13 protein-coding genes are annotated in these 24,578 nt (G+C 66.9%); 2 read left to right on the forward strand and 11 right to left on the reverse strand.

Annotation, left to right across the window (positions count from 1 at the left end):
- Positions 1 to 132: 132 nt before the first annotated feature.
- The 7 genes from BN1197_RS03590 to BN1197_RS03620 form a co-directional block, all read right to left on the reverse strand.
- Positions 133 to 6,699 carry a DUF4011 domain-containing protein gene (locus tag BN1197_RS03590; protein ID WP_176489704.1) on the reverse strand — a complete coding sequence of 2,189 codons (6,567 nt, stop codon included), beginning with the start codon at positions 6,697 to 6,699 and terminating at the stop codon, positions 133 to 135.
- 171 nt (positions 6,700 to 6,870) lie between these two features.
- The gene (darG, locus tag BN1197_RS03595; RefSeq protein WP_040156206.1) at positions 6,871 to 7,932 is read right to left on the reverse strand and encodes a type II toxin-antitoxin system antitoxin DNA ADP-ribosyl glycohydrolase DarG; all 1,062 of its coding nucleotides are present in this window, start codon (positions 7,930 to 7,932) and stop codon (positions 6,871 to 6,873) included.
- Positions 7,929 to 8,588, reverse strand: coding sequence for a hypothetical protein (locus tag BN1197_RS17025; protein ID WP_141397197.1), 660 nt, complete (start codon positions 8,586 to 8,588; stop codon positions 7,929 to 7,931). The genes darG and BN1197_RS17025 overlap by 4 nt, the downstream gene beginning before the upstream one ends.
- Positions 8,585 to 11,809: a type I restriction endonuclease subunit R gene (locus BN1197_RS03605; protein WP_040156210.1), complete on the reverse strand. Its 3,225-nt coding sequence runs from the start codon at positions 11,807 to 11,809 to the stop codon at positions 8,585 to 8,587. The genes BN1197_RS17025 and BN1197_RS03605 overlap by 4 nt, the downstream gene beginning before the upstream one ends.
- On the reverse strand, positions 11,809 to 12,966 hold the full coding sequence (locus tag BN1197_RS03610) for a restriction endonuclease subunit S domain-containing protein (RefSeq protein ID WP_052465949.1): 1,158 nt from the start codon (positions 12,964 to 12,966) through the stop codon (positions 11,809 to 11,811). The genes BN1197_RS03605 and BN1197_RS03610 overlap by 1 nt, the downstream gene beginning before the upstream one ends.
- Positions 12,963 to 14,582, reverse strand: coding sequence for a class I SAM-dependent DNA methyltransferase (locus BN1197_RS03615; RefSeq protein WP_040156211.1), 1,620 nt, complete (start codon positions 14,580 to 14,582; stop codon positions 12,963 to 12,965). The genes BN1197_RS03610 and BN1197_RS03615 overlap by 4 nt, the downstream gene beginning before the upstream one ends.
- A 1-nt stretch (position 14,583) precedes the next feature.
- Positions 14,584 to 16,692, reverse strand: coding sequence for a hypothetical protein (locus tag BN1197_RS03620; protein WP_040156214.1), 2,109 nt, complete (start codon positions 16,690 to 16,692; stop codon positions 14,584 to 14,586).
- 179 nt (positions 16,693 to 16,871) lie between these two features.
- Between BN1197_RS03620 and BN1197_RS03625 the strand changes: the two genes are divergently transcribed.
- Together BN1197_RS03625 and BN1197_RS03630 are read left to right on the forward strand one after the other, a co-directional pair.
- Positions 16,872 to 17,324: an Rv1352/Rv1906c domain-containing protein gene (locus tag BN1197_RS03625; protein WP_052465950.1), complete on the forward strand. Its 453-nt coding sequence runs from the start codon at positions 16,872 to 16,874 to the stop codon at positions 17,322 to 17,324.
- A gap of 65 nt (positions 17,325 to 17,389) precedes the next feature.
- Positions 17,390 to 18,244, forward strand: a complete 855-nt coding sequence (locus tag BN1197_RS03630) for a hypothetical protein (protein ID WP_141397198.1) — start codon at positions 17,390 to 17,392, stop codon at positions 18,242 to 18,244.
- Between the two features lie 195 nt (positions 18,245 to 18,439).
- Here BN1197_RS03630 and ftsH read toward each other — a convergent pair whose 3' ends face one another.
- Genes ftsH through BN1197_RS03650 form a run of 4 tightly spaced genes read right to left on the reverse strand, consistent with a single transcriptional unit; the run spans position 18,440 to position 24,557 of the window.
- Entirely contained in the window at positions 18,440 to 20,689 is a 2,250-nt protein-coding gene (ftsH, locus tag BN1197_RS03635; RefSeq protein ID WP_082043594.1) for an ATP-dependent zinc metalloprotease FtsH, read from the reverse strand.
- 46 nt (positions 20,690 to 20,735) lie between these two features.
- Complete coding sequence (locus tag BN1197_RS03640) at positions 20,736 to 22,058, reverse strand: hemolysin family protein (RefSeq protein WP_040156218.1); 1,323 nt, start codon at positions 22,056 to 22,058, stop codon at positions 20,736 to 20,738.
- A gap of 25 nt (positions 22,059 to 22,083) precedes the next feature.
- Positions 22,084 to 23,652: a PTS ascorbate transporter subunit IIC gene (locus tag BN1197_RS03645; protein ID WP_040156219.1), complete on the reverse strand. Its 1,569-nt coding sequence runs from the start codon at positions 23,650 to 23,652 to the stop codon at positions 22,084 to 22,086.
- An 11-nt stretch (positions 23,653 to 23,663) separates the two neighbouring features.
- Positions 23,664 to 24,557 (reverse strand): PTS sugar transporter subunit IIAB, encoded by an 894-nt coding sequence (locus BN1197_RS03650; RefSeq protein WP_040156221.1) that lies wholly within the window; start codon positions 24,555 to 24,557, stop codon positions 23,664 to 23,666.
- Positions 24,558 to 24,578: the final 21 nt, after the last annotated feature.

Here is a 24,578-nt window from a genome sequence, read left to right on the forward strand (position 1 = left end):
GTGCACGGGAGGCGGCATTCATGCATGGTGGCCCCGACGCTCGACCTTGCCGTGGCCCAGGGCACTCTTCGACCATGAGCACCATTCGACCGTGAGTCGCTGCGCCCGAGCGAGGCCCGAAGGCACGAACGATCAGTTCTTCGCTAGGCCAATGGTCTCCCCTCGCCGGCGAATGAGGCCGCGGCTCTCAAGACGGAGGATCGCCCCGAACAATGCCATCTGGATGGTCTTGCCCATCCTGCCGAACCCGAAGAAGCTCATCGCGGTACGCAGAACCCGATCCTCCTCCCGCATCACGAAACCTTCAAGTGCAAGCCGAATCGCGTTCTCCAGTTCCTCCGGGGCGATTTCCTCGACACTACGTAGAGGACCGAGCGATGTTCGCACATAGGCATACTCCGCTGGATCTATGTTCTTAGACCAACAGAACGCCCCCTCACCACGACCACGCAGCACAAAGCCCGAAGGAAGCTGCGACAACATCTGCTCCACGCGCCCGCGGGACGTCCGGCTAAGCCCGAAGCGGGCGCCAGCTATCCGCATAAAGCGTTCGAGCTGAATCGGCGCCTCAGCGTCAAGTATATCGAGCAGCTCACTCCGCACGAGCGACTTGTTCTCGGTCCGCTCGATCGCGTTCAGCACGTCCACAGAGTGGCGCACCGAAGCGCTCGCCGGCTCAAAGGGCGCCTTCGTAATGTGCGGGCCGCGTCCGACCGACTCGTGGTTCCGACCCCCAGTTCGACGCTCGACTCGCGGCGCATCAGCGCGCTCTCGAATCAGCGGCGACGGCGCGTGCACTGTGGGGCTGGGCTCATCGTAAGAGGGAGCCATCGCGACAAGTCCGGTACCAGACGGCCCTGTCCCGGACTCTCCACTCGAACGGGCGGCGATAGGTTCTTGCTCGCTTCCCGTCGGCTTCGCCTCTGCAGCTTCACTGATGGACCGCGAGATGGGCGCCTCGCTGGTCGAACCAAGTGCAGGCTGCTCCGATAGCCGCGCTCCCGGGGACACCTCGGGCGCGTTCTCCGCGAGCTCCACGATCTGGCGGAGAACAGTGTCGGCGTCCGCGATCCACGCCGGCGTCCATACCGTCACCAACGATGGCCACCCCATGTGCGAGGTCAGCATGGACGCCGGTATGTCATCTCGATCGGCGACGATGTCTCGTTTCGCCCATCTCGGCCCGTCGAGAAGGACCGCGATCCACTCTCTTCCCGGTAGTCGGACTGCGAGATCCACCCTGAACGAGGACATACCGAGGTCCTCCGCGACCTCGAGTCCGGCCATCTTCAACCGCTCCGCCACCTCCTCGCGGTGCAGATCATGGTCTGCACCAACGGTCGCGATCGCCGGATGCTCACCCTTCTCAGCGAAGAGCAGGTACTCACGCAGGTGCCTCATGCCCTCCGAACCAGTGCGCGAGAGGTCGATCATGCGGGGATCGAACGAGCTGAAAAGAACGATCTCCTTACGGGCGCGGGTGATGGCCACATTCAAGCGGCGCTCGCCGCCGGCAACAGTCAGTGGGCCGAAATTGAGCCGGAGGCGGCCTGTCTCCGGGTCGGGCGAGAACGCCAGCGAGAAGAGGATGACGTCGCGCTCATCACCCTGGACGTTCTCCAGGTTCTTGACGAACAATGGGTCCTGGTCACGCGTGAGGGCAGCACGAATGGAGGGGTTGTTCATGGCCTCCAGTTCATCCTCGATAAGGGCCCTCTGCTGCGCATTGAATGTGACTACGCCGATGGATGTCCTGGGATCTTCGGAGAGACGACGCAGGATGTCGTCGAGGATCGCCTTCGCCTCCTCTGGGTTGGTACGAGACCCGGCACGCTCGAAGTCGCCGTCGACTCGCCTCAACCGCACGCCAAGACCCTGACGTTCACCAGGCGGAGCGGGAAAAGTGGCTAGGCGACCCTGATAATACTGAGCATTGGAGAAGGCGATGAGTTCCTCGGCCTGGCTACGATAGTGCCACGATAGGGAGAGGCGCTGGAGGTTCGAGTCGACGGCCTCGGAGAGGATCGATTCTTGATCAGCCGGAGCCAGTGCCTGAGCAGCACCCTCTCCCGCCTCATCGAGGTCCTCGTCGATTTCCTCCATCGACGTGGCGAACATCGACGTCGGTGGCATCTGCTTGGAGTCGCCGACGATGATGACGGAACGCGCTCGGCCCATCGCACCGACCGCGTCTGCCACGCGTATCTGAGATGCCTCGTCGAAGATCACTACATCAACGTTCACGGAGCCATGGGGCAGGTTCTTGGCCACGGAATGGGGGCTCATCAGCAGACACGGCGTGAGTTTGAGAACGTCATCACCGTAATTCCTGAACAACTCACGAATCGTACCACCCCGCTTGCGGGATATTTCTCGTTTGAGGCCTCCCATGGATTTGAGCACGGCGCCCCGTTGCCGCGTGACCGTGGCCGGTAGTTCATCGACGAGAAGGTCACGCAACTGATGAATACCGTCGCGGTATGTCGCGATGTCATTCATGTGTCGCCCCGCGTCGAAGGTATCGAGATCATTCGCCTCCAGGCGCTCCGCGAGAATGACGCTGTTGACGCGATGGCGTATCTGGGATTCGAGATCTTCGGCTGATAACTCACCTTCCCGGAGTTTTTGCGCCAGATCCGTGAAACCGTGGGCCTCCAGCCGCTCCAACTCGGTCGCCACCCGCCGAATGCGTTGCACCCGGCCCATTCGACCCTGATCCACATGTTCACGCCAAGTAGGCAAACTATCCGAAATCGCTGTGAGTAGGTTGCGTCCCGCCAACCAACTGCTCAGGGTTTCAGGCGTCACGCCGAATGCTATCGAGACCTCCTCCCATGCATGCAGGATTTCGATCAGATCGGAACGGAAGTCTGTGCCCGGCGCATTCCTCGCCGATTCGACGACCTCCGCCAGCTCAGGGTGGACGCCCGGGAACTTACGAGACGTCTTGTCCGCGATATCGATCATCCGACGGTGCCGCTCGAGACGGCTCTTCACGTCAGGATCGTATGGAGTCACAGCCCGGCCGAGCATTGCTCTCAAACGAGGCAGGAGCGCAGACTCTGCCTCCCGCAGCCGGTCGATGGAGTCGAGCAGGCCTGGCAGACCGTCGTAGTCGATCGGTGCTCCGGGCGCCACGTTGGCGCGCATCGATTCGACGATGGCCGCCTTGGCCTTCTTACGCCCGAAGAATCCATGATCGTCAGCAGCGCGAATATCGAGTCGGACTCTGTCGGTGTCGATCGCCTCGCTCTGTGGAGAGAGCAGTTCCAGGGTCGGCGCGAATCGAACGTGCAAACGTTCGAGATCGATTTCGAGTTCGTCGGCCTCGTCGAGAGCACGCCGGCCCCCCGCCTCCTGGCATTCGTCCGGAGTGAACGCAGAACCCCCGTCCACGTGGGCGAGCCATGACTCCAATGCGCGCCATTCACTGTGATCCACCTTGGCAAGGAGGCGCACGACGGACGCCTCCGTGCGACGTACCGCGCCGTCGAGACGTGCAAGCGTTCCGCGCAGGGCGGCGGGGTCATCGTCGGCATGGGGCCCGACCAGTGCCCAATCGGCGACGTCCTCTGTGGCTTCGAGCTGCCGCATGGCATGACTGAGACCCCGAGCGGACGCGTAGACGGCGCCCATGTCGACCTGGCCCGTCACCACCTGCCCCGGCACTTGGAAGTGGACCGATCCGGTGTTGGGAGCGGGCGTATGCGCGAGGAGTTGCTGGCGGGCGCTCCATACAGATACTCCTGCGCGCCCCTCATGATGAACGCGCTTTGCGTAATTATCGAGGGACTCAATCTTGGCGGCTACTCGATCACGCGTCGCCTGATAGGCAGCCCGGGCGCCATCGCCCTCAAGGGTCAACGCGTGCTCGAGTTGGGAGCGCACGCCCTTGATGGATTGATCGCGGCCATGAACATCGAGACATAGTGGCCCCAGCCCGACCTGATTGAGGCGTTTGCGGACGACGTCGAGCGCGGCCTGCTTCTCTGCGACGAACATGACTCGCTGACCCCGTGCCAGGCAGTCGGCGATGATATTGGTGATCGTCTGGGACTTGCCCGTGCCAGGCGGTCCCTGAAGAACGAAGGTGCGGCCCGCGCTTGCCCACCGAACGGCCGTCAACTGAGAGCCGTCGACGGGCAGGGGCAGGTATGCATTCACCTCATCCGCGGGCACCAGCTCCGGCGCAGCGGCGGGGTCGACGAATGTCTCCGTCGGACTGTGTACCAAATGGTGCACTACGGGATTCGCCAGGAACGCTTGCCAATTCTCGGTGAGATCGCGCCACATCTCCAACGTAGAGAATTGAAGAAGAGCCAGGCGACAATGAGGCTCGACACTGAAGTGGAGCTGTTGCTCGAGCAACGTCTCGCGAACTTGCTGGAAGATTCCCGGTAGGTCGATCCCGGACTCGTCCGAAGGCGGATTGGCGAGAACAGGAATTGTGACGCCATCTCGACGCAGCTTTTCGAGGAGGCAGTAGTTGGGAAGTACCTGGGCCCCGGGCTCTGCCTGCATGGTGTAGCGCCGTCCCTTGCGACCGTCGACGGTCATAGGTAGAAGGAACAAGGGAGCCAGGGCCGGGCTGCCCTTGGCGTCACGCCATGACAGAGCGCCTAGGGTCAGAAAGAGACTGCTTGCGCCGGTTTCTTCCATGACCACTCTGCGCCGACGCCGAAGTCGATCGAGAACGCCGTCGTGCCGAGCCGCAGTTGTGTCGAGGTAGACGGCTTGTTCGGACTCGAGGATGCTCTCAAGTGTCCGGTCATCGAGTTGCCGGGCAGTGCGCTTGCCCTGCGCCACGTGGATCTGATCGATATCGTCACCGGAGCGAACGGTTATTTGGGCACCTTGCATGACAAGGTCTTCGAGCACCGGGAGGGACCGTTCACTGGTCGCGACGATCACGCCACTGGTCTTCTTGAGCTTCAGCAACGGGTTTCGAAGCGAGAGGTCGAGCAGCGCAGACCTCCACTTCTCCACTCGCGGTGGACGGCGAGGCTCTTGGGGGACTGGGGAGTCCGATCGAAGGTGTCGGGCACGGTACGGCACCGGGGGCGGCGCGGTGTTCTCAAGCTGTATCTCGATGACGTCGCCTCGAACGGTCATCTGGGACAGCGGCTTGATCCGGCGGTGAGCGGCCCTGACGTCCAGCAGGTGCTCGATGCGCTTCGTGGTATTCCCATCGACCCCCTCCGCACGCCATTGGCGGGTGGCCGCGACAGCGTCGTCGAAGGGCCTGTCCTCCCCGGCCGCGGCGAGGGTCAGCTCCACTCCGACGAAGAGTTGAGAGTGGATGAGGTTGTGGATCATCGCTCGGTCATCGAGAGCAACGTCGCTCAACTGACTGTCTTCGGTAAGAAAGCCGGCGTAAGCATGACCCGGGACATGCACGACGATCGGATTGAGACCGGCTTGCTCCAGGGCGGAGCAGTAGAGGACGACGAGATCGAGGCATGTCCCGAGCCCCTCCTCCAGCACGCGAGTAGCCCCCCGAACCTTCTGGCCGTCGTCTTCGAAGGAAGCGGGCGGCGGAACATAGCGGATCTGTCGAGCACGGATTGCGTCGTAGACCGCGCGCCCGATCGCCACGGCTCGTTCGCGATCGCCCTGGTACCCCTGAATCGAGGGGTCACCGGTATCTTGCTCAAGAATGTCGGACGTCTTGAGAAGGAGTTCGGCAATCCCGTTGGCGTTTGGGGTGACGAAGGCGGCGAGAAGCTCAGGGATGGACCGCGCGGTCCACTCGTTCCGGGCCAGGAGTCGGACGGGAACACTCCCTCGTCGTGAGGTGCCGTCGATGCTACAGGCGACCTCCACGGACGCGCTTCTCGCCTCATCGAGCTCGGCGAAGGCGGCCCGCTCGAGCTCCCAGTGGAGCTGTGAGCGGCCGAGCTCCTCCAGCGTGTCAGCCTTTACACGGATGTTGCTGATACGACGCGGATCCGCATAGCTGCGGTTCGCACCCCGCAGAGTCAGGCTGAAGTCGGTGACGAGCGCATCCGACGCGCTGCGGTTCTCGACGGAGATGTCGACGATGGGGCTGACGCCGTTCTCGGCGAGAGCGAGGCTGATGGTCTCTCGAAGTGTGACAGCAACGGTGACATCACCCTTGACGAGTGAAACACGTCGGAGCCCGTCCTCGAGATCGTCGTCACCGGCCGGGTCACCTATCGCGTCAGGATCATCCTGAACGGGCACGAAAGGATCGGCTGCTTCACTGTCGATGGCCGACTGCGCCCGGTCTGTGCTTGTCGTCTCATCAGCCGATGCATGCGGATCCAGCGCGAGTCGGCGGAGCAAGGCTGCGAGTTCACGGTCGGCTTCCTCCGCCTGCCAGGGACGGACTAGCAGCCGCATCGTGGAAAGGACGCGTTCGGCCGAATCCGTCGTCTGATTCTGGGGCTCATGCGCAACGTGGTTGAGCGTCTCCCGAATCTCGCGCGCATAGTTGGCCTGAGCCCGCCCCACGAATGAGCCCAGTTCTCGGTGTTGTTCGTAGAGGACGCGCAGCAGAAAGCGCGGATCGTCCATCGAGTAGGTGCGACCGCTGACGCCGTTGTTGTGGTCCCGCTGGACGTAGACATCGGCCCACGAGCGGCCGTTGATCGGGCGCGACTCCGCGAACACCCGCAGGACACCGGCGAGCACGGTCGCCCCGCGTTGGATGTACTCACTCGGCAACAGATCCGGCACGAGCTTCCCCCTCATCACCTGGCGCCGCCTCGAAGAAGGAATTTGCGACACACAGGTTTACATCCTACGAAACCCGACGTTCTCGAGGAAGGATCGCCTCCTGAGGCGGCGGACACCGACGTCCGCTTGAGCCTCCACGCAAGGCGGTCTGCAGGTCAGCGCGCTTGTGGATCACACCACCGCGGCCTCGCAGATCCATCCATGCCGCATCAGGGCGTTCCAAGCGGTGCCGACGTGAGCACTCGAGAACAGTTCAGCCTTGCGTTTGGTCCACAGACGGATGACGCGGCTCGCCTCATCGGGCGTGCGGGCGTCTGCGTGCACCGCCGCCCAATGCACGGACGCGAGAAGCTCGATGTCATAGGTGCCTTCGAAGCCGCTGACAAGCTCGAGCACCCGAACCGTGCGAGCGGCAGTCTCAGGCGAGGAAGCCACGACGTCGCTCAGCGCCTCGCGTGACTCGTCCATCACCTGCAGCGGCTCGGCGTCCCAAGGACGAGCAGAACCGTCACCGAACCCCGTGATGAAGTGGCCTCCCATCTGACGAAGCGTCTTGCGAAGGTCGTCGGCATAGGGTCCGTAAGGGCCTTTGACGAAGGTCAGTCGCAGCGGTTCTCCAGCCTCTTGCAAGAAATAGGCCAACTTTTGGGTGTCGACCAGGCCCGGCCACTCCCAGGCGACCTCGCGGTACGCGTTCATCAGGCGAAGGAGTGCAGCACGCGTCGGCGTCAACGCCGGCGCCGTCTCACGGTTGACCATGTCGCTCGCCGCCGGTGCACCCGCGGGCACGTACAGCCTGATGTCGACCGTCGTGGCCAGTGGCTGCAGAGCAGCATGCATGAGTGGGGCCACGTCGGCCCAATCAAGTCCGCCGTTGCCGCAACCGAGCGGCGGTACAGCGACCGACGTGATGCCATGTTCCTGCACCACTCGGACGAGGTCATCGAGGCCCGCTCCGATGTCCTCGATGCGCGAGCCGCCCTTCCAGTGACGCTTGGTCGGAAAGTTGATGATGAAGCGAGGGCCGGTCAGGCCCGAGGTCTCCCACACATGCATCCGGCCCGTCTCCAGCCTGCCGTTCTTGGCTTCACGAGCGTAGTTCTTGAACATGTCTGGGTAGGCGCGCTTGAACTGCAGGGCGATGCCCTTACCCATGACCCCAACCGTGTTCACCGTGTTGACCAGGGCGTCTGCGTCATCCGACAGCAGATTGCCCCGCAGTTCGCGGATCACCGGGGCTCGCCGCTCTTCTGACCAGATGAGCGCACCTGCCGAGTGGCACCTGACTCATCCGCACCGGCGAGGACCTGCGAGAACGCGCCCATCAGGTACTCAACTGCTTTCTGTCCCTGCGCATGATCACCGTATGAATACATATCCTGTAGAGACTTGATCGCCAGTGTGGATGCAGGAGAAAAGAACGCCAGATCCCTCTCGGGAATTAGCTTCATGACATCTGTGATGAGTTCAGCAATAAGTTCGACGTGGAGGAAAAGAACGTTCCGCTGGGCCACTCGCGATCGACCCAAGGTTTGCCTAACCCCTGAGGCCCGCTGCAGGGCCCACAAAAGGGTGAACACATCATCGCGAACCAGCTCCACCCGTCCTCGCCGCACATTTCCACTCCTGGAAATCGCTTGAGGCACGGGCTTGTAGGCGAACGCTGCGAGCCTGGAGCGCGCGGCCGCTACCTCGCCAGCCGACAGTGACCCAACTATATCGGCTATGATCAGTTCAGCGTCCCTCTTGGCTGAACTCTCAAATGTCTTCCCCGTGACGAAGACGGCAAGACCTGCTGCCACAAAACCGAGCCAGGTAGGTACATCTCCCCAGTCCACCACGGAAGACACATCCCGCAGCCAGGCAAGAGCCCCCGTGACGCCAGTCATCTCTCGTCTCCTTCCACGTACTTCGGGGCCAGGGCTTCCATCTGCTCGATGACGAGGCGGATGGCTTCGGGTTGCTTGTCGGGTGGGTAGTCGTACTTGACGAGGAGCCGTTTGACGGAGACGCGGAGTTTGGCGCGGACGTCTTCACGGACGGTCCAGTCGGTCTTGACGTCGCGACGCATGATGGCGACGAGCTCGCGGGCGATCTGGGCGAGGGTGTCTTCGCCTTGGAGGAGCACGGCGGAGTCGTTCTGGCTGACGGCGTCGAAGAAGGCCAGCTCGTCGCGGTGCAGCGGCGGGGTGAACTGTTCGCCACGGCGGGCCTCGGCGGCGATGTCACTCGCGACCCGAAGCAGCTCCTCGATGACTTCGGCGGCGGTGAGTTGCGAGTTCACGTAACGGTTCATCAGCGCAGCAAGCCGCTCGGAGAACTGGCGTTCGCGGCTGAGGTTGCCGCCGGTCACAGCGTGCGAGTCCTCCGTGAGGGCGGATCGCAACGCCTCGATGGCCAGGTTGGGCGCGGGTGTCCTTCGCAGCGCCTCGATGGCACCGGGCGTCAGGCGGCCGAGGTCGGGTCGTTCGATGCCGGCGACGGCGTAGATGTCGACGACCTCCCCCGGAGTCGTCGTGTCGACGATGAGCGACCGCAGCAGGCGCGCGATGTCCTCGGGCACCGGCTTGCCCGAGGCTCGACGTTCGCCGGCCTCGAGCTTGGCCAGGTAGACGCGGACCTCGCTGTGGAACCGGAAGTCGTCCCGCTTGGCCGCCAGGGTCTCGCCTCCGCCGCCGATCGCCCAGGCCCGGTTCAACTGCCCGACCAGGCGCCGATAGCGGGCGTAGGTCGACTCGGGCTGGTCCTCGTCCGCCTCGCCGCCGCCGAGGTCCGCGGTGCTGCGGCACTCCGGAGACACGAGCCGGTTGGCCGCGGCGATGACGGTCCTGAGGTACGCGACCTGCGCCGGGTGCTTCTTCATCTCCTCGGAACGATCGAACGGCAGGAGCGCGTCGAGCTGGGCCAGCAGGTCGAGCGCGAGCCCGACGGCCTCGTCGGCGTGACGGCCCTGCGGCTTTTCGCGCCGGTCGGTGTCGCTGTACTCGGCGAGCGCGGCTTCGAGGTTGTCGGCCAGCGGGGCGTACCCGACGAGGAGGCCGTTGTCCTTGCCGCGGTAGGTGCGGTTGACGCGGGCGAGGGTCTGCATGAGCAGCGCCCCCTTGAGGGGCCGGTCGACGTAGAGCGTGTGCAGGCTCGGGGCATCGAAGCCGGTGAGCAGCATGTCCTTGACGATGACGAGTTCGAGTTCGTCGTCCGGCTTCTTGATACGGCTCTGGATCGTCTGCTGTTCGTGACCGCGACGCACGTGGTGGCTGATGGGGTCGGGGTCGGTGGTGGTGCCGGAATAGACGACCTTGACCTTGCCCCGCTCGATCGCGTCGGAGTGCCACGTGTCGTCGCCGGCAGCGCGGCGCTGGGCGACGATCTCGTCGTAGAGACGGGCGGCGATCTCGCGGGTGGCGCAGACGATCATCGCCTTGCCGCCGGTCTCGATCTGCGGCAGCATCGCGGTCTTGCGCCGATCCCAGTGTTCGAGCAGGTCGGCGGCCAGCGTTCGGATGCGGTCGGGGTGGCCGTAGAGCTCGTTGATGACGGCGACGGACTTCTCGACCTTGGCCCGTTCGAGAGTGTCGAGGCCCTCGGTGGCCTCGTCGGCGGCGCGATCGATGTCCTCTTCGGTCGCCTCCTCCATGCGGGCGAGCGGGATGAGTCGCGGCTCGAAGTAGACGGGCACGGTGGCGCCGTCCTCGACGGCGCGGGTGAGGTCGTACACGTCGACGTAGCCGCCGAACGTGGCGCGGGTGTCGCGTTCGGTGAAGCTGATCGGCGTGCCGGTGAAGGCGATGAACGAGGCACCGGGCAGCGCGTGCCGCAGGTGGGCGGCGTACCCGTCGAGGTCGTCGTAGTGACTGCGATGCGCCTCGTCGACGACGACGAGCACGTTTCGCCGGTCGGTCAGCTCGGGGTGGGTCGCCCCGGCGTCCTTCTCGGCCTTGGACAGGCCGAATTTCTGCAGGGTCGTGAAGTAGATGCCGCCGGTGCGACGCCCGGTGAGTTCGGCGCGGAGTTGGGCGCGGGTCGCGATCTGGACGGGTGCCTCGGGCAGCAGCCTGGAGTCGCGGAAGGTCTGGAACAGTTGCCCGTCGAGTTCGCGGCGGTCGGTGACGACGACGATCGTCGGGTTGGCGAGCTCGGGGGTGCGGTGGACGGCGGCGGCGTAGAGCTCCATCTCCATCGACTTGCCCGAGCCCTGCGTGTGCCAGACGACGCCGGCGCGGCCGTCACTGCGGATGGCCTCGACCGTGGAGCCGACCGCCGCGGTGACGGCAAAGTACTGGTGCGGCTTGGCGATGCGCTTGGTCAGCACACCGTCGCGCTCGGAGAACGCGGTGTACCCGCGCATGAGCTGCCCGAATCGTTCCTGGTTGAACAGCCCGTGGAGGAGCACGCCGAGCGGCGTCGTGTACTCCTCGTCGCCGAATGCCTCACCCGCGCGGACGACGGTGCCGTCGTCGTCGACGTTCCACGGGCTGAAGTGCTCGTAGGGCGTGAACGGTGTGCCGTACTGGGCCGTGGCACCGTCGCTGGCGACGGTGAGGAGCACGGTCCGGAACACCATGGGGAACTCGCGCAGGTAGAGCTCGAGTTGGGCGTGGGCGCCCGCCGAGCTGGCCTTGCTGTCGCCGGACCGCTTGAGCTCGACGATCGCGACGGGCAGCCCGTTGCTATAGAGGACGACGTCGAACCGGCGGTGGTGCTCACCGTCGCGGATCGTCACCTGGTTGACAGCGAGCCAGTCGTTGTCGTCGACGGTCGTCGACATGAGCCGGATCGTCGGCGTGCGTTCGACGCCGGCCGAGTCGAGGTAGGTGACGCCGTGGTAGCCCTGGGTCAGCACCTCGTGGAGACGGTAGTTCTCCGCGAGCGCGTCGTTGGATCGGGGCCGCAGGATCTCGGCCTGCGCCTGCTGCAGGTACGTCTGCGGCACGTCGGGGTTGAGCCGGGTCAACGCCGCCGCCACCCGAGACGGGATGACGAGGTCCTTCCACGACTCCCGCTCCCCCGTCCCCGGCGCGATCTGCTCACCCTTGAGCGGCGTCCACTGCAACTCAGCGAGGACGTTCATCGCCATGTCCTCCCACATGGCCTCCGACCCGGCCCGGCCCATCAGAGCACCTCCTCCACGGTTGATTCCGCATCCTTCACGCGCAGCCGACCCGACATGAGCTCGGGGAGGAGGGCGTCGCGCAACGCGGTCAAGGCTCGCGACTCCGCCGTGGTCTCCCGGATCACGCCGCCCAGAACAGTGAGCTGACCACCCAAAGAGGCCAGGCGCTCATCCGTGGGCACGAGCAGAGGGAGCGCGCTCAGCCGCGCCATACTCAGCTTGGGTTGCACAGCGCCCGTGACCGCATCGGCGACCGAGAGTCGTCTCAGGGCGACGCGCAGGACATCTGTCGAAACGCCCTTGCCGACCAGCACGTGTGCGTGATTGTTGACCCAGGAAAGGCCCCAGACGTACTGCACGACCGCCCTGCCATCCCCCGTCTGCACCGTCCCGTCCTCGCCGACCAAAACGATGGGCTCGTCGAAGAGTGCCGAGTCGACCGTATCGATTTGGCCAGCTGCCCCGTAGTAGGGAACGACCCCTTGACGCTCTGACCGTTCACGGGAGGACAAAGGGATGCGACGGCGATTCAAAAACTCCGCGGCTGCACCCACTGGGATCGTTCGGACGTCAGCGCATGCCGAGAGGTAGATTGCGTCCTCAAGGTCGTTCACCGTCCCCAACTTTCGGTCGTTGGCGGCGATCTTGTCGTCGAGCGCGCCCAGCACCTCCGCAATCGCCCGCTGCGTATTGGTGTCAGGCAGCGTCACGTTCATGCGCCCGAGGTCGCGGAGGCTGATGTAGGCGGCCATGTCGGTGTTGTTCATGAAATAGGCGGCCTGCTGCCAGAATTCCGACGAACGGAACCATGCCTTCAAGTAACCCGGGACGATGACGCCCCCGTCTAGTACCCGGAAGAAGCACAGTTGAGGGCTGTAGACGGCGTTCCCTTCTGCCTCGGGCATCACAGCCACGCGTCCGACCGTTCCCTTGGTCGTGAGCAGAATGTCACCCGCCTGCGCCGCCTTCGCCCCGATCGCAGCAGTCTGCTCGGCCGAGACGAAGTCAGGGCTGTCGAAACGCACCACGTCGGCGCCAACGTCCGCGACGCGAATGATCCGGTAGCCGGTGGCGGCGAGCTGGTCCCTGCGTGTTCGGTAACCATCGCTGTAGATCAGGTGCCCGTCTCGCGCAAGCTCCTGAAACGTCGTGGTCACGACACCCTCCTCAACTGCTTGCGGACCTCGCTCTGGAGTCGGTCTGACTCGTCGAAGGCGGCGGTGAGCTCACCCGTGAGCCGGGCGATCTTCTCGTCGATGGGTTCGCCGTCGTCGGCGATGGCAGCGGCACCCACGTAGCGGCCCGGGGTGAGCGCGTAGCCGGCCTCCTTGATCCGGGCGACGGGCACCGAGGCGCAGAAGCCGGGCACGTCTTCGTACTCCGCGCCCTCGGCAGAGGCCGTGCCGCGCCAGGCGCGGTAGGTGTCGGCGATGCGCTGAATGTCCTCTGGCGCGAGGTCGCGCAGAGCGCGTTCGGCCATGAACCCGAGGTTGCGGGCGTCGATGAACAGCACCTCACCGCGGCGGTCGATGCTCCCCTGCGCGCCGGCGCTCTTGTCCTTGGCGAAGAACCACAGGCACGCAGGAATCCCCGTCGACCGGAACAGCTTGTCGGGCAACGCCACCATGCACGTCACGAGGTCGGCCTCGACGAGGTTGGCGCGAATGTCGCCCTCACCGTTGCTCGTCGAACTCATCGACCCGTTGGCCATGACCACCCCGGCCATGCCGTGCGGCGTGAGCTTGCTGATGATGTGCTGCATCCACGCGTAGTTGGCGTTCCGTACCGGCGGCACGCCGTACACCCAGCGGGCGTCCTCCTCGCTGCGCGCCCAGTCCTTGATGTTGAACGGCGGGTTCGCCATCACGTAGTCCATCTGCAGGTTCGGGTGCAGATCGAGCGCGAACGTGTCACCCCACCGGTCGGCGAGGTTGCCGTTGAGGCCGTGAATGGCGAGGTTCATCGTCGCCATCCGCCACGTGCGCTCGTTGAGCTCCTGACCGAAGATCGACAGGGCCGTCTTGTCCTTGTCGTGCGCGGCGAGAAACTTCTCGGCCTGGACGAACATGCCGGCCGAGCCGCAACACGGGTCGTACACGCGGCCCTCCGTCGGCTCGAGAATCTCGACGATGGTCCGCACCACCGACGGCGGCGTGTAGAACTCCCCACCCCGCTTGCCCTCGGCCCGGGCGAACTGCTCGAGAAAGTACTCGTACACCTCACCCATGAGGTCACGCGCGCGACTCGCCCCCTCGCCGAAGAACCGGATGTTGTTGAGCAGGTCGACGAGCTCACCGAGGCGCCGCTGGTCGACGTTCTCTCGGTTGAACCCGTGCGGCAGCGAGTTGCGCAGGCTCGGGTTGGCCCCGATGAGCAGATCCATCGCGTCGTCGACGAGCCGCCCGACGCTCTTGGGACCGTTCGGCTCGCTCTCGCTCAGCCCCTTGCTGTGCTCGGCGAGGTAGTCCCAGCGCGCGGTCGGCGGGACGACGAACACGCCACGCCCCCGGTAGTCGTCCTGGTCACCGACGAGCTGCTCGATCTGGTCCTCGCGATACCCCTCGGCGCGGAGCTCCTCGGCGATGGCGACCGTCGCGGCGTCGTACGCCTCCGAGACGTACTTGAGAAACACGAGACCCAGGACGACGTCCTTGTACTGCGACGCGTCCATCGAGCCGCGCAGTTTGTCCGCCGCCTTCCACAGGGTGTCCTTGAGCTCCTTCATGGTGCTGGGCACCGCGGGGGCGGTGGTCTTACGAGTGCGAGGTGGCACGTCAGTGTCCTTCCGGTTCGATCGAGTTCATCATGGCGGTGATCCGGCCGGCGACCGCGCCGTCGGCGAGAAGCTGGGTCAATCGGTCGAGGTCGTCCACACGTTGCTGCGTCTCTGCCCGGGCGACGGTGATGGACTCGAAGACCTCGGTGAGCGTGTCGGCGGTGGCCACCGACACGAGTCGGGCCGGGAACGACCGCCACTCGGTCCCCTTCCCGCGGGCGAGGTCGGCCGCGAGGACGTGGGGGATGACGCGAGCCGACGCACTCGCGGGGTCAGTGGCCTGTACCCGAAGGGAACGGGCGGGGAACTCGACCACCGTGCCGCCACGGGCATCCACCCACGCCCCCGGCCGAGGACCGGTGCAGAAGAGCACATCCCCGGCCTCCGTGCGATGAGCCTTGGGGTGCGCGGCGGTGAACGCCAACAGATCGACGACCCGCTCCCCCGGCCGCTCGTCGCCACTCAACTCGGGTACGCCCATGACGGTGATCGGCACGCCCCTCCCCTCCACCTCCTCGCGACGCCGGACCTCCGTGGCGGACAGCCTCGTTCCCGGCACGACGGTCACCCGATCGGCCGCGATGAGCTCCCGCACCGTCGTGACGCCACCGGTCGGCACATCGTTGCGGGCCGCCTCCACCCGAACGGCCACTCCACCCACCGGGCTCGCCACCCGCGCCGCCACGGCATCAGCGGCGACGTCGTCGACGGGAGGAAGCTCCGGACGCACGATCCCCAGGTCACGAGGGACGAGATCGCGGCGCTCGGCGAGGATCGCGAACGTGCGCTGGTAGCGCGCCACCCGGAACACGTGGGCCCGGGCCTCCGACTCGTCGTCGCCGACGCCGAGCACCGGACGGTCCTCGATGGCGGCGACGATGTCGGCCACGAGGTCGTCACGCACCTCGGCGAGGTCGGCACCCGCGAGATCGACGACCGCCGTGCGCCCCTGACGGACATTGCCCACCGGCGCAGGTCCGATGACCCACAGCGCCAGGCGACGCTGCGGCACGGCCACCGAACTCCCCGGACCGAAGCGCACCAGGGCGCGCAGCCGGCCGGTCGACAGCACCTCGTGCCGGATGCGATCCACACTCGGACTGCCCAGATTGTCGGTGAGGACCGACGCCGGCCCGACGATCACTGCGGTCTGACGTGGATCGAGCTGGACGAGCACGTCGTCGACCGCGTCGAGTAGCCGCTTCGGCGTCATATCCGGCGCTCCCGGATGCGGGTAGGCGGCCACGACGACCGCCGACCCGGTGATCGTGACGTGCCCCTCGTCGTCGGTCTCCATGTCCTCGGGAACGACGCCATGGATGACGAGCCTCCGCCACGCGTCCCGCACCGCCCAGCGCACCGATTCGGTATCCGCAGTCACGACCGGCCGCATCGACGCCCGCGCCGCCGCCTCCGCGCCCGAGGCCCGCACGGCCGCCATGACCAGCGCCGAGCTGCAGCCCGTGGGATCGGCGACGACGGCCAACTCCCCCGACTCCAATACGCCCAACGCGACGGCAAGCGCACCGACGAGGTCGAGCACGCCTTCGGCGACGGCCGTGCCATCTGGCCCGAGGCCGAAGCGAGACGGATCGCGCCGCAGGTAGGTCAGCGCGTCCTCTCCGCCGCGAGCCGCGCCGACCAGGTCGTCGACGTAGGCGGCGGTGGCACGCAGCGCGGCCTCGTCCGCGACAGCGATCTCCGAGAACGCGAACCGGTCGTCGGGGTCGGCCTCCTCGGCGACATCGAGGAGATCCTCACGCTCCAGCGCGGCGCAGGTCTCCCCCGAGAGGACCTGCACCGCGAGGAGCGCCGTCACAAGGGCCCACCCGTCGGGCGTCGGCAGTGGCGGACGCGTGTGCAGTGCGGCGTCGAGCGCGAGCTCCGGGTTGTTGCCTCGGCCACTCGCCCGCAACCATTCGACCACCGCCCGACGCTCGAACCGGTCGGCCCCGTTGGCGCGACCCACCGGCGCTGGGAACGCGCCTGCGACCGCGTGCGGCCGCTTGCGCCACATCGACACCACCGGCCGCTGCACGCCGGCGAGGACGGCGACATCGGCCAGGGTGACGAGCCCCGTGGCGTCGGCTGTGGCGTGATCGGTCATGACGAGAACTGTAGAGCCAGAGCGCATCGACTAGCAGGACATTCGTGATAACCCCCGTTATCGCCGCATTACTAGGTCATACCGACGGTGGAGTTGCACGGTGAACTCATTAACCCCGGCAGGCGCTCGACGGGCCGTGGCCTCAGAGCGAATGTCACTCGTCTCACCAGGAGTTCGCCATGCAGAAAAAGCACGTGTTCGCGTACCCGCTCACCGCCCTGTTCGCGTTCGGAATCGGCGCGGCCGGTGCAAGCGGCACGGCCATGACCACCGCGTCGGCCCCCGCCCCGACCGCCACGGTCACCGTCACGCCCGACTCGCAGCCGGCCCAGACCGTGACCGTGACCAAGGCCGCCGCCGAGCCTCCCCCGGCCCAGGCCTCGGAGCCCAGTGCCCAGCCCGAGTCGTTCCCCGGCGACGGCACCTACGAGGTCGGTGTCGACATCCAGCCCGGCAAGTACGCCTCCGACACCCCCGTCAGCGGCAACTGCTACTGGGCACGCCTCAAGAGCGACGACCCGTTCGACGGGATCCTCGCGAACAACAACTCGTCCGGCAAGTCCGTCGTCGTCATCAAGAAGTCCGACAAGTACTTCCAGTCCAGCGGTTGCGCGGACTGGACCAAGCGCTGAGGACGACCATGGATCTCCCCTCCACCCTCCTCAACGCACCGTGGGCCCAGCCGCTCGTGGGCCTCGTGGTCACCGCGCTCGGAAGCTGGCTCGGCAGCCGCCACGGCCCTGACTCCCGGGGCATCTCGCAGAACGCTACGACGCACGGCTCGAACTCACGAATCACTCAGACGGTGAACCAAAACACCTGGCACATCTCGCCGCGGCTGCCCGCGCCCAAGCCCGAAGCGCAATCCTCTGGTAGCACCAGCTCTGCACCGACCAACGATGACGACGACGTGGCCAAGATGATCGGCCTGTGTTTCGCCGTCGTGGCGGGCGTTTCGGCACTCACCTGGGCGATCGCGGCTCACTGGGGTCTCGTCCTCTTGATCACCCGAATCGTCACGATGATCGCCCTGTTCATCACGGCCCTGACGTGGTGGCGTTGGCCGGCGGGCGTCCGGGGAGCCGGTGGCATGCGGGTCGCCATCACCGCGATCGGCTCAGCGGTGCTGTGGGCACTGAGCGCCCTGCCGATACCGGTCCGCCACGAGCCGAGCCTCCGCGAGATCGAGCGGGCAACGTCCGGGATGAGCATCGTCGAATCGGTCACCGCCACATGGAACGCCCTGGGCCTTGATGGCGTCTTCGCCTACGAGATGCGGCTGGCCGGAGTCGCGCTCCTCCTACTCCTCCTGTACACCACCACCTCACGCGGGCTGGGGGCGGTGATCGCGGAGAGCGCTGCTCGCCGCACCCCGCCTTGGCTGGGTCTCGTCCGACTCGGAAACTGGTTGATCGGTCCGGCGACCATGGGATTCGGCTACTTCGCCTGGGTGGCGTTCATGGCGGCGATCGCGATTCTCCTCGTCCATCCCGGCAGCACCGGTTGGCTCATCGATCACTTCTCTCGCGCCCCCGCCCTGATGGCGCCTTGACGCCGGGCCGCCACCCACAGACTTTCGCTCGTCCGGGCACGTCATACACAGATGACACGCCTCCTACGACGTGCGCCGTGTGACGTAGACGTGCACGGATCCCCCGAACTCCCCCTCACGACGAACGCCCGGCTCGTCAGGAGACATCTCCTGACGAGCCGGGCGTCGTCGTATCGAGCTGGGATCAGTCCGGGATCAGGCGCGGGGGGCCTGGTGCGCTCCGCCGACCTCACCCTCGGGCCGACCCTCGTGCTCGTGCGGCCGGTCACCGTGGGCGATCTCCTCGGCCACGCGTTCACCGGCGCTCTCCCCGGCGCGGGCCTGCGGATCACGGTAGCCGTCGCGGTCGCGGTCCTGCTCGTACTCGCCGGTGGGCGACTTCTCGCGGCTCGGGACCGCGCGGCTGCCCTGGATCGGCGACTCCATCTCGTCCGGGCTCGGACGCGGGATGCCGGCCGCGGCGTAGACCTCGGCCTCGTCGAGGGTCTCCTTCTCGAGCACGGCCGCGGTGATGTTCTCCAGCTTGTCGCGGTGCTCGCGCAGGAGCCGGATGGCCTCGCGGTAGCACTCGTCGACGATGCGGCGGACCTCGTCGTCGGCGCGGCCGAGGATGTCTTCGGAGAACCCGGCCGACCGCGGATCGCCCTCGCTGGGGTAGATCTGCACCGGGCCGACCTTCTCGCTCATGCCCCAACGCCCCACCATGCTGCGGGCGATGTTCGTGCTCGAGTCGAGGTCGGACTCCGCGCCGGTGGTGATGACGCCGAAGATGAGCTCCTCGGCCGCCATGCCGCCGAGCGCGCCGATGATGCGCCCGCGCAGGTACTCCTCGTCGTAGCCGTAACGGTCGTCGTCGGGGGTCGACAGCGTGACACCGAGCGCGCGACCGCGGGGGATGATCGAGACCTTGCGCACCGGGTCGGCACCCGCCTGCAGCATGCCGAGCAGCGCGTGACCGGCCTCGTGATAGGCCGTCCGACGACGCTCCTCCGGCGGCATGATGACGTTGCGCGCCGCGCCGAGCTGCACCTTCTCGAGCGCCTCGAACATGTCGGACTGCGTGACGTCGTCGGCGTCCTGTCGGGCGGCGAGCAGCGCGGCCTCGTTGACGAGGTTGGCGAGTTCGGCGCCGGTCATGCCCGGGGTGGCCTTGGCGAGCGCCATGAGGTCGACGTCGGAGTCCAGCGGCACCCCGCGGCTGTGCACCTCGAGAATCTGCTCGCGGCCCTTGGCGTCGGGCGCGTGCACCTGGATGGTGCGGTCGAACCGGCCGGGGCGCAGCAGCGCCGGGTCGAGCACGTCGGCGCGGTTGGTCGCGGCGAGAACGACGACGCCCTCGCTGCCGGAGAACCCGTCCATCTCGGTGAGGATCTGGTTGAGGGTCTGCTCGCGTTCGTCGTGGCCACCCATCGCGCGGGAGCCCCCGCGGGCGCGGCCGATGGTGTCGATCTCGTCGATGAAGATGATCGAGGGCGCGACCTTGCGGGCCTCCTCGAACAGCTCACGCACGCGCTGGGCTCCGACACCGACGATCATCTCGATGAACTCACTCGCGCTCGCCGAGAAGAACGGCACCTCCGCCTCGCCGGCGGTGGCGCGGGCGAGCAGCGTCTTGCCGGTGCCGGGCTGGCCGGCGAGCAGCACACCCTTCGGGGCACGCGCACCGAGGCGGCGGTACTTGTCGGGGTTCTTGAGAAAGTCGACGATCTCGTAGATCTCGTTCTCGACCTCGTCGATGCCGGCGACGTCATCGAACGTGACGCGCACCGTCTCGGGATCGACGGGGCCCTTCTTCTTGCCGCCGCCCATGAGCCCGCCGGTCATCATCGATCGGCTCTTGCGCATGATGAAGATCCACAGGGCGACGATCAGCAGGATCGGCCCGAACGAGAACAGGGCGGTCATCAGCAGACTGCGTTGCTCGAGGACCGACTCGGCGCTCACCGTCGCACCACTCGCCTGCAGGGCCTTGAGCGGATCGTCCTTGGCCCAGGTGGGGCGTTCGGTGGTGAAGTTCTTGTAGCTGACGCCCTCCTCACCGGGGTAGGGCTTCTCGGTCTTGAGCGTGCCGGTGAACGTGTCGCCCTTGGTCTGGACCTTCTCGACGTTCTTCGCCTGCAGCTGCTGGGTGAACTCGGTGTAGGTGATGTCACGCGGCGCGGTGGCCGCGTTCTGCATCTGCATGATCCCGAACATGAGCAGCCACAACACGGCGATGACCGCGGCGAGCCACTTCCAGCTCGAGTTCTGCTTGGAGCCGTCGTCCTTGCCCTGCCCGGGCATGCCCTCGGTGCGCCACGGCTTGGGCGCCTGATCGTCGCGCCCGTCCTGCCGGCGCGCGGTGTCGCGGAGTCCGTCGTCGGCGTAACCGCCGTGGGAGTCGCGTCGACCCGGGCGACGACCGCGGCGGTCGCGGTCCTGAGGTGATGTGGCCGATGCTGGCATCAGTGTCCTTCTACGCTGGGCGCGCGTCGCGCGCTCGTCCACAGGGTCAACGCTCCGGGACCGTCATTCTTTCCCGATTCGGGTCTTCGGTGTGCCGTCGCGCCTCCACCCGGTCGACCCGGCGGCCGTCGAGCTCCAGCACACGCAGGGTGAGCACCCCCCAGTCGACCTCGTCACCGACCTCCGGCAACCGGCCGAGCAGGTGCATGACGAGGCCGCCGAGAGTGTCGAAGGGGCCCTCGGGCAATTCGACGCCGAGGATCTTGCCGGCCTCGGCGCGCCCGAGCAGACCGGAGACCTCGCGCCGGCCGGGCCGCACGATGCGCACCGGCTCGTCCTGGTCGTATTCGTCCTGGATGTCGCCGACGAACTCCTCCATGACGTCTTCGAGCGTGACGATGCCATCGGTGCCGCCGTACTCGTCGACGACGAGCGCGAGGTGCGAGCGCGACTCCCGCATGAGCGAGAACGCGGCGAACAACGGCTTGCTGCCGGGCACGACGAGGATCTCGCGCACGAGGTCACCGACCCGGAGAGCGTCGCCGGCGATGGTCTGCGACTCGTCGATGAGCAGGTCACGGATGTGGAGGAACCCGAGCACGTCGTCGACGCCCTTACCCGTGACGGGGTAGCGGGAACGTTCGAGCGACTGCACCACGGTGCGGGCCTCGGAGACCGGCATCGTGGCCTCGAGGAAGTCGACCTCGGTGCGGGGTGTCATGACCTCCGACACCGTGCGGCCGCCCGCGGCGAGGATGTCGACGACCATGCCGCGCTCGTCCTCGCCGAGGTCCTCCTGTTCGGCGACGATGGCCCGCAGCTCGGCGGCGTCCATCGACTCCTTCTGTTCCTCGGGGTTGCGGCCGAGCAGACGCATGACGACGTTGGTCGAGAGGCCGAGGAACCAGATGACCGGCCGCAGCACGGTGGCGATCGTGTCGAGCGGGCGAGCGACGATGAGGGCGAAGCTCTCGGCACTCTGCATGGCGAGCCGCTTGGGCGCGAGCTCGCCGAGCACGAGGGAGAGGTAGGAGATGATGAGCGTCGTGATGACGAACGCGGTCGTCGCCGCCATCGACTGCGGGATCCCCCACCCCACGAGCACCGGCGTGAGGTAGGGCGCGATCGTCGCCGCACCGAACGAGGCCGAGAAGAACCCCGCGAGCGTCACTCCGACCTGCACCGCCGAGAGAAACCGGTTGCTGTCCTGGGTGAGCCGCTGCACCACCAGACCCGCGCCGCCACGCTCGGCGGCCGCGTTCACCTGGCTCTCGCGCAACGAGACGAGCGCGATCTCCGACGCCGAGAACACGCCTCCGACGAGGATGAAGGCGAGCACCAGGGCAACGTTGATCAGGAGACCTTCCACTCCCCCATTGTGCCGTCGCGATGCGTCAGGCCGGAGGCGGCGGTACCGGAGCGCCTTCGGGTGGGGCGACCTTGCGGAAGCCGCGGGAGCCGTCGCCTCGGGACGCGCGACCGTTCACGTCATCGGAACGGCTGCCGGTCGTGCCGGGTGCGGCGCCCGCGACCCGGCGCGGAGCCGGGTCCCACCCGCCGTCGACGACCCGCCGCTGCACGAGGATCGCGGCGGCGAGGACGACGACGCCGATGATCGCCAGGATCACCGCTCCCGCGGCCCCACCGGCGCGCGCGCCGTAACCGATGAGGATGCCGAACCAGCCGAAGTCGGTGTCGCCGAACGTCGTGTTCGCGTCGCCGAAGTCGCCCATGACGAGCATGAGCATTGCGGGCAGGAACGTGATGAGCAGGCCGTTGACGAACGCGCCGACGACCGCGCCACGCCGGCCACCGGTGGCGTTGCCGTAGACGCCGGCGGCGCCGCCGGTGAAGAAGTGGGGCACGAGGCCGGGCAGGATGAGCGCGAGTCCGAACACCGGGCCGAGCCACACGGCGAGCAGCAGTAGGCCCGTCAGGCCCCCGACGAAGCTCGCGATGAAGCCGATGAGCACGGCGTTCTGCGCGTACGGGAAGACGATCGGCGCGTCGAGCGCGGGGATGGCTCCCGGCACGACCTTCTCGGCGATGCCCTGGAACGCCGGGACGAGCTCACCGAGGATCGTGCGTACGCCGAAGAGGATGACCGCCACCGAGATTCCGAACTGCAGACCCTGGGTCACCGACTGCATGAGGTAGTTGCCGACGCCCGTGGCTCCGCCCTCGAAGGCGTCGAAGGCCGTCTGCTCGCCGGCGCGGGCGAGGTAGGCGACGGCGACGACGAGATACATGACCACCATCGACAGGGCCGTGGCCACCATCGAGTCCCGCAGGAAGCGCAACCCCTCCGGCACCTTGACGTCCTCGGTGGACGGGCTCGTGCCGGCCGGGTCGACGGCCCGGCCCACGGCCCCGGAGGCGATGTAGCCGGCGGTGCCGAAGTGACCGATCGCGATCGAGTCGTCACCGGTGATCTTGCGCGTCCACGGATGCGCGAGGGCGGGCAGGGAGACCATGAGCACGCCGAGCAGCGCCGCCCCGAGGACCACGACGACGCCGGAGGCCATACCCGCCGACATCATGACGATCGTGATGAGCGTCGCCATGAACAACAGGTGGTGGCCGGTGAGAAAGACGTAGCGCAGCGGCGTGAACCGGGCGAGCAGCAGCGCGACGACGAACCCGAGGATCATCAGCCACGACACCTGCGCGCCGAACCTCTCCTGCGCGATGCCGACGATGGCCTCGTTGGTCGGGACGACGCCGTGTGCGCCGAGCGCGCCCTGGATCATCACCCCGAGCGGTTCGAGCGAGGCGACGACCATTCCGGCACCGGCGCCGATGAGCAGGAACCCGAGCGTCGCCTTGATGGCACTGCCGACGACCTGCGAGAACGGGCGCCGCAGGGCGACCAGACCGACCGCGGTGATGATGCCGATGAGGAACGCCGGGACGGCGAGGATCTCGTTGACGAGGAACTGGGCAACGGTGACGAGGGGATTCATGAGGGGCTCCGTCAGACGGCGTAGACGCGGCGCAACGCGGCGTCGACCTGGCGTGTGGACGTGAAGTCGTCGACGACCTCGACAGGGGTGCCGACGTCGCCGATGGCCTGCGCGATGGCGTCGGAGGTGAGCAGCACGTCGGCCTCGTTCGCACGGCCGCGCGCCGAGATCGTGTCGGTGGCCTCGACGCGCACGAACGGGGTCCAACCCCACGTGTCGAGGACCTGCTCGAGGGTGTTCTTGAGGAAGAGGCTCGTGCCGAGCCCGTTGCCGCACACGGTGAGGATGAATCCCTTGCTGGGCACGGTGTCCGCGGTTGCGTCGTTCGAGGCCGCCCCCATGGCGCCACCGACGGCCCCGGACGTTCCCGCCTTCGGGTTCGGCGTCTGATCAGCCGTCGCACCCATCGAACTCGCCGCCGCCTCATGCCGATCCGCGCTCTCGGACCGGCCGTCCTCGGCCTCCCCGAGCGCCGCGCGCAGCGCCTCCGCGCTGGTGGCCTCGTCGAGTCGGCGACGACGGTCGGGGTCGGAGAGGAGTTTGGCGAGGGTGGCGAGGGCGTCCTGGTGCGCGTCGGCGTCGACCGCCGCGAGCGCGAGGACGAGCGTCACCGGGTCGTTGGTCGGGCTGCCGAACTCCACGGGGGTGCGTAGGCGGACGATGCTCATGCCGGTGCGCGTCACCGACGCGTCGGGCCGTGAGTGCGCGAACGCGAATCCGGGAGCGATGACGATGTACGGGCCGTGCTGCTCGACGTTGGCGATCATCGCCTCGCTGTAGGACTCGCCGGACACCCCGGTGGCGACGAGGAGGTCACCGGCGGCCCGGATCCCGGCTCGCCAGTCGGACGCGTCCACGTCGACCCGCGCCGCGCGGGGATCGACGAGTTCGACGAGTGACGACATGTCGGTGCCTCCTCAAGGGCT

It is taken from the genome of Mobilicoccus massiliensis, assembly GCF_000826525.2.
Taxonomy (GTDB): Bacteria; Actinomycetota; Actinomycetes; order Actinomycetales; family Dermatophilaceae; genus Mobilicoccus; species Mobilicoccus massiliensis.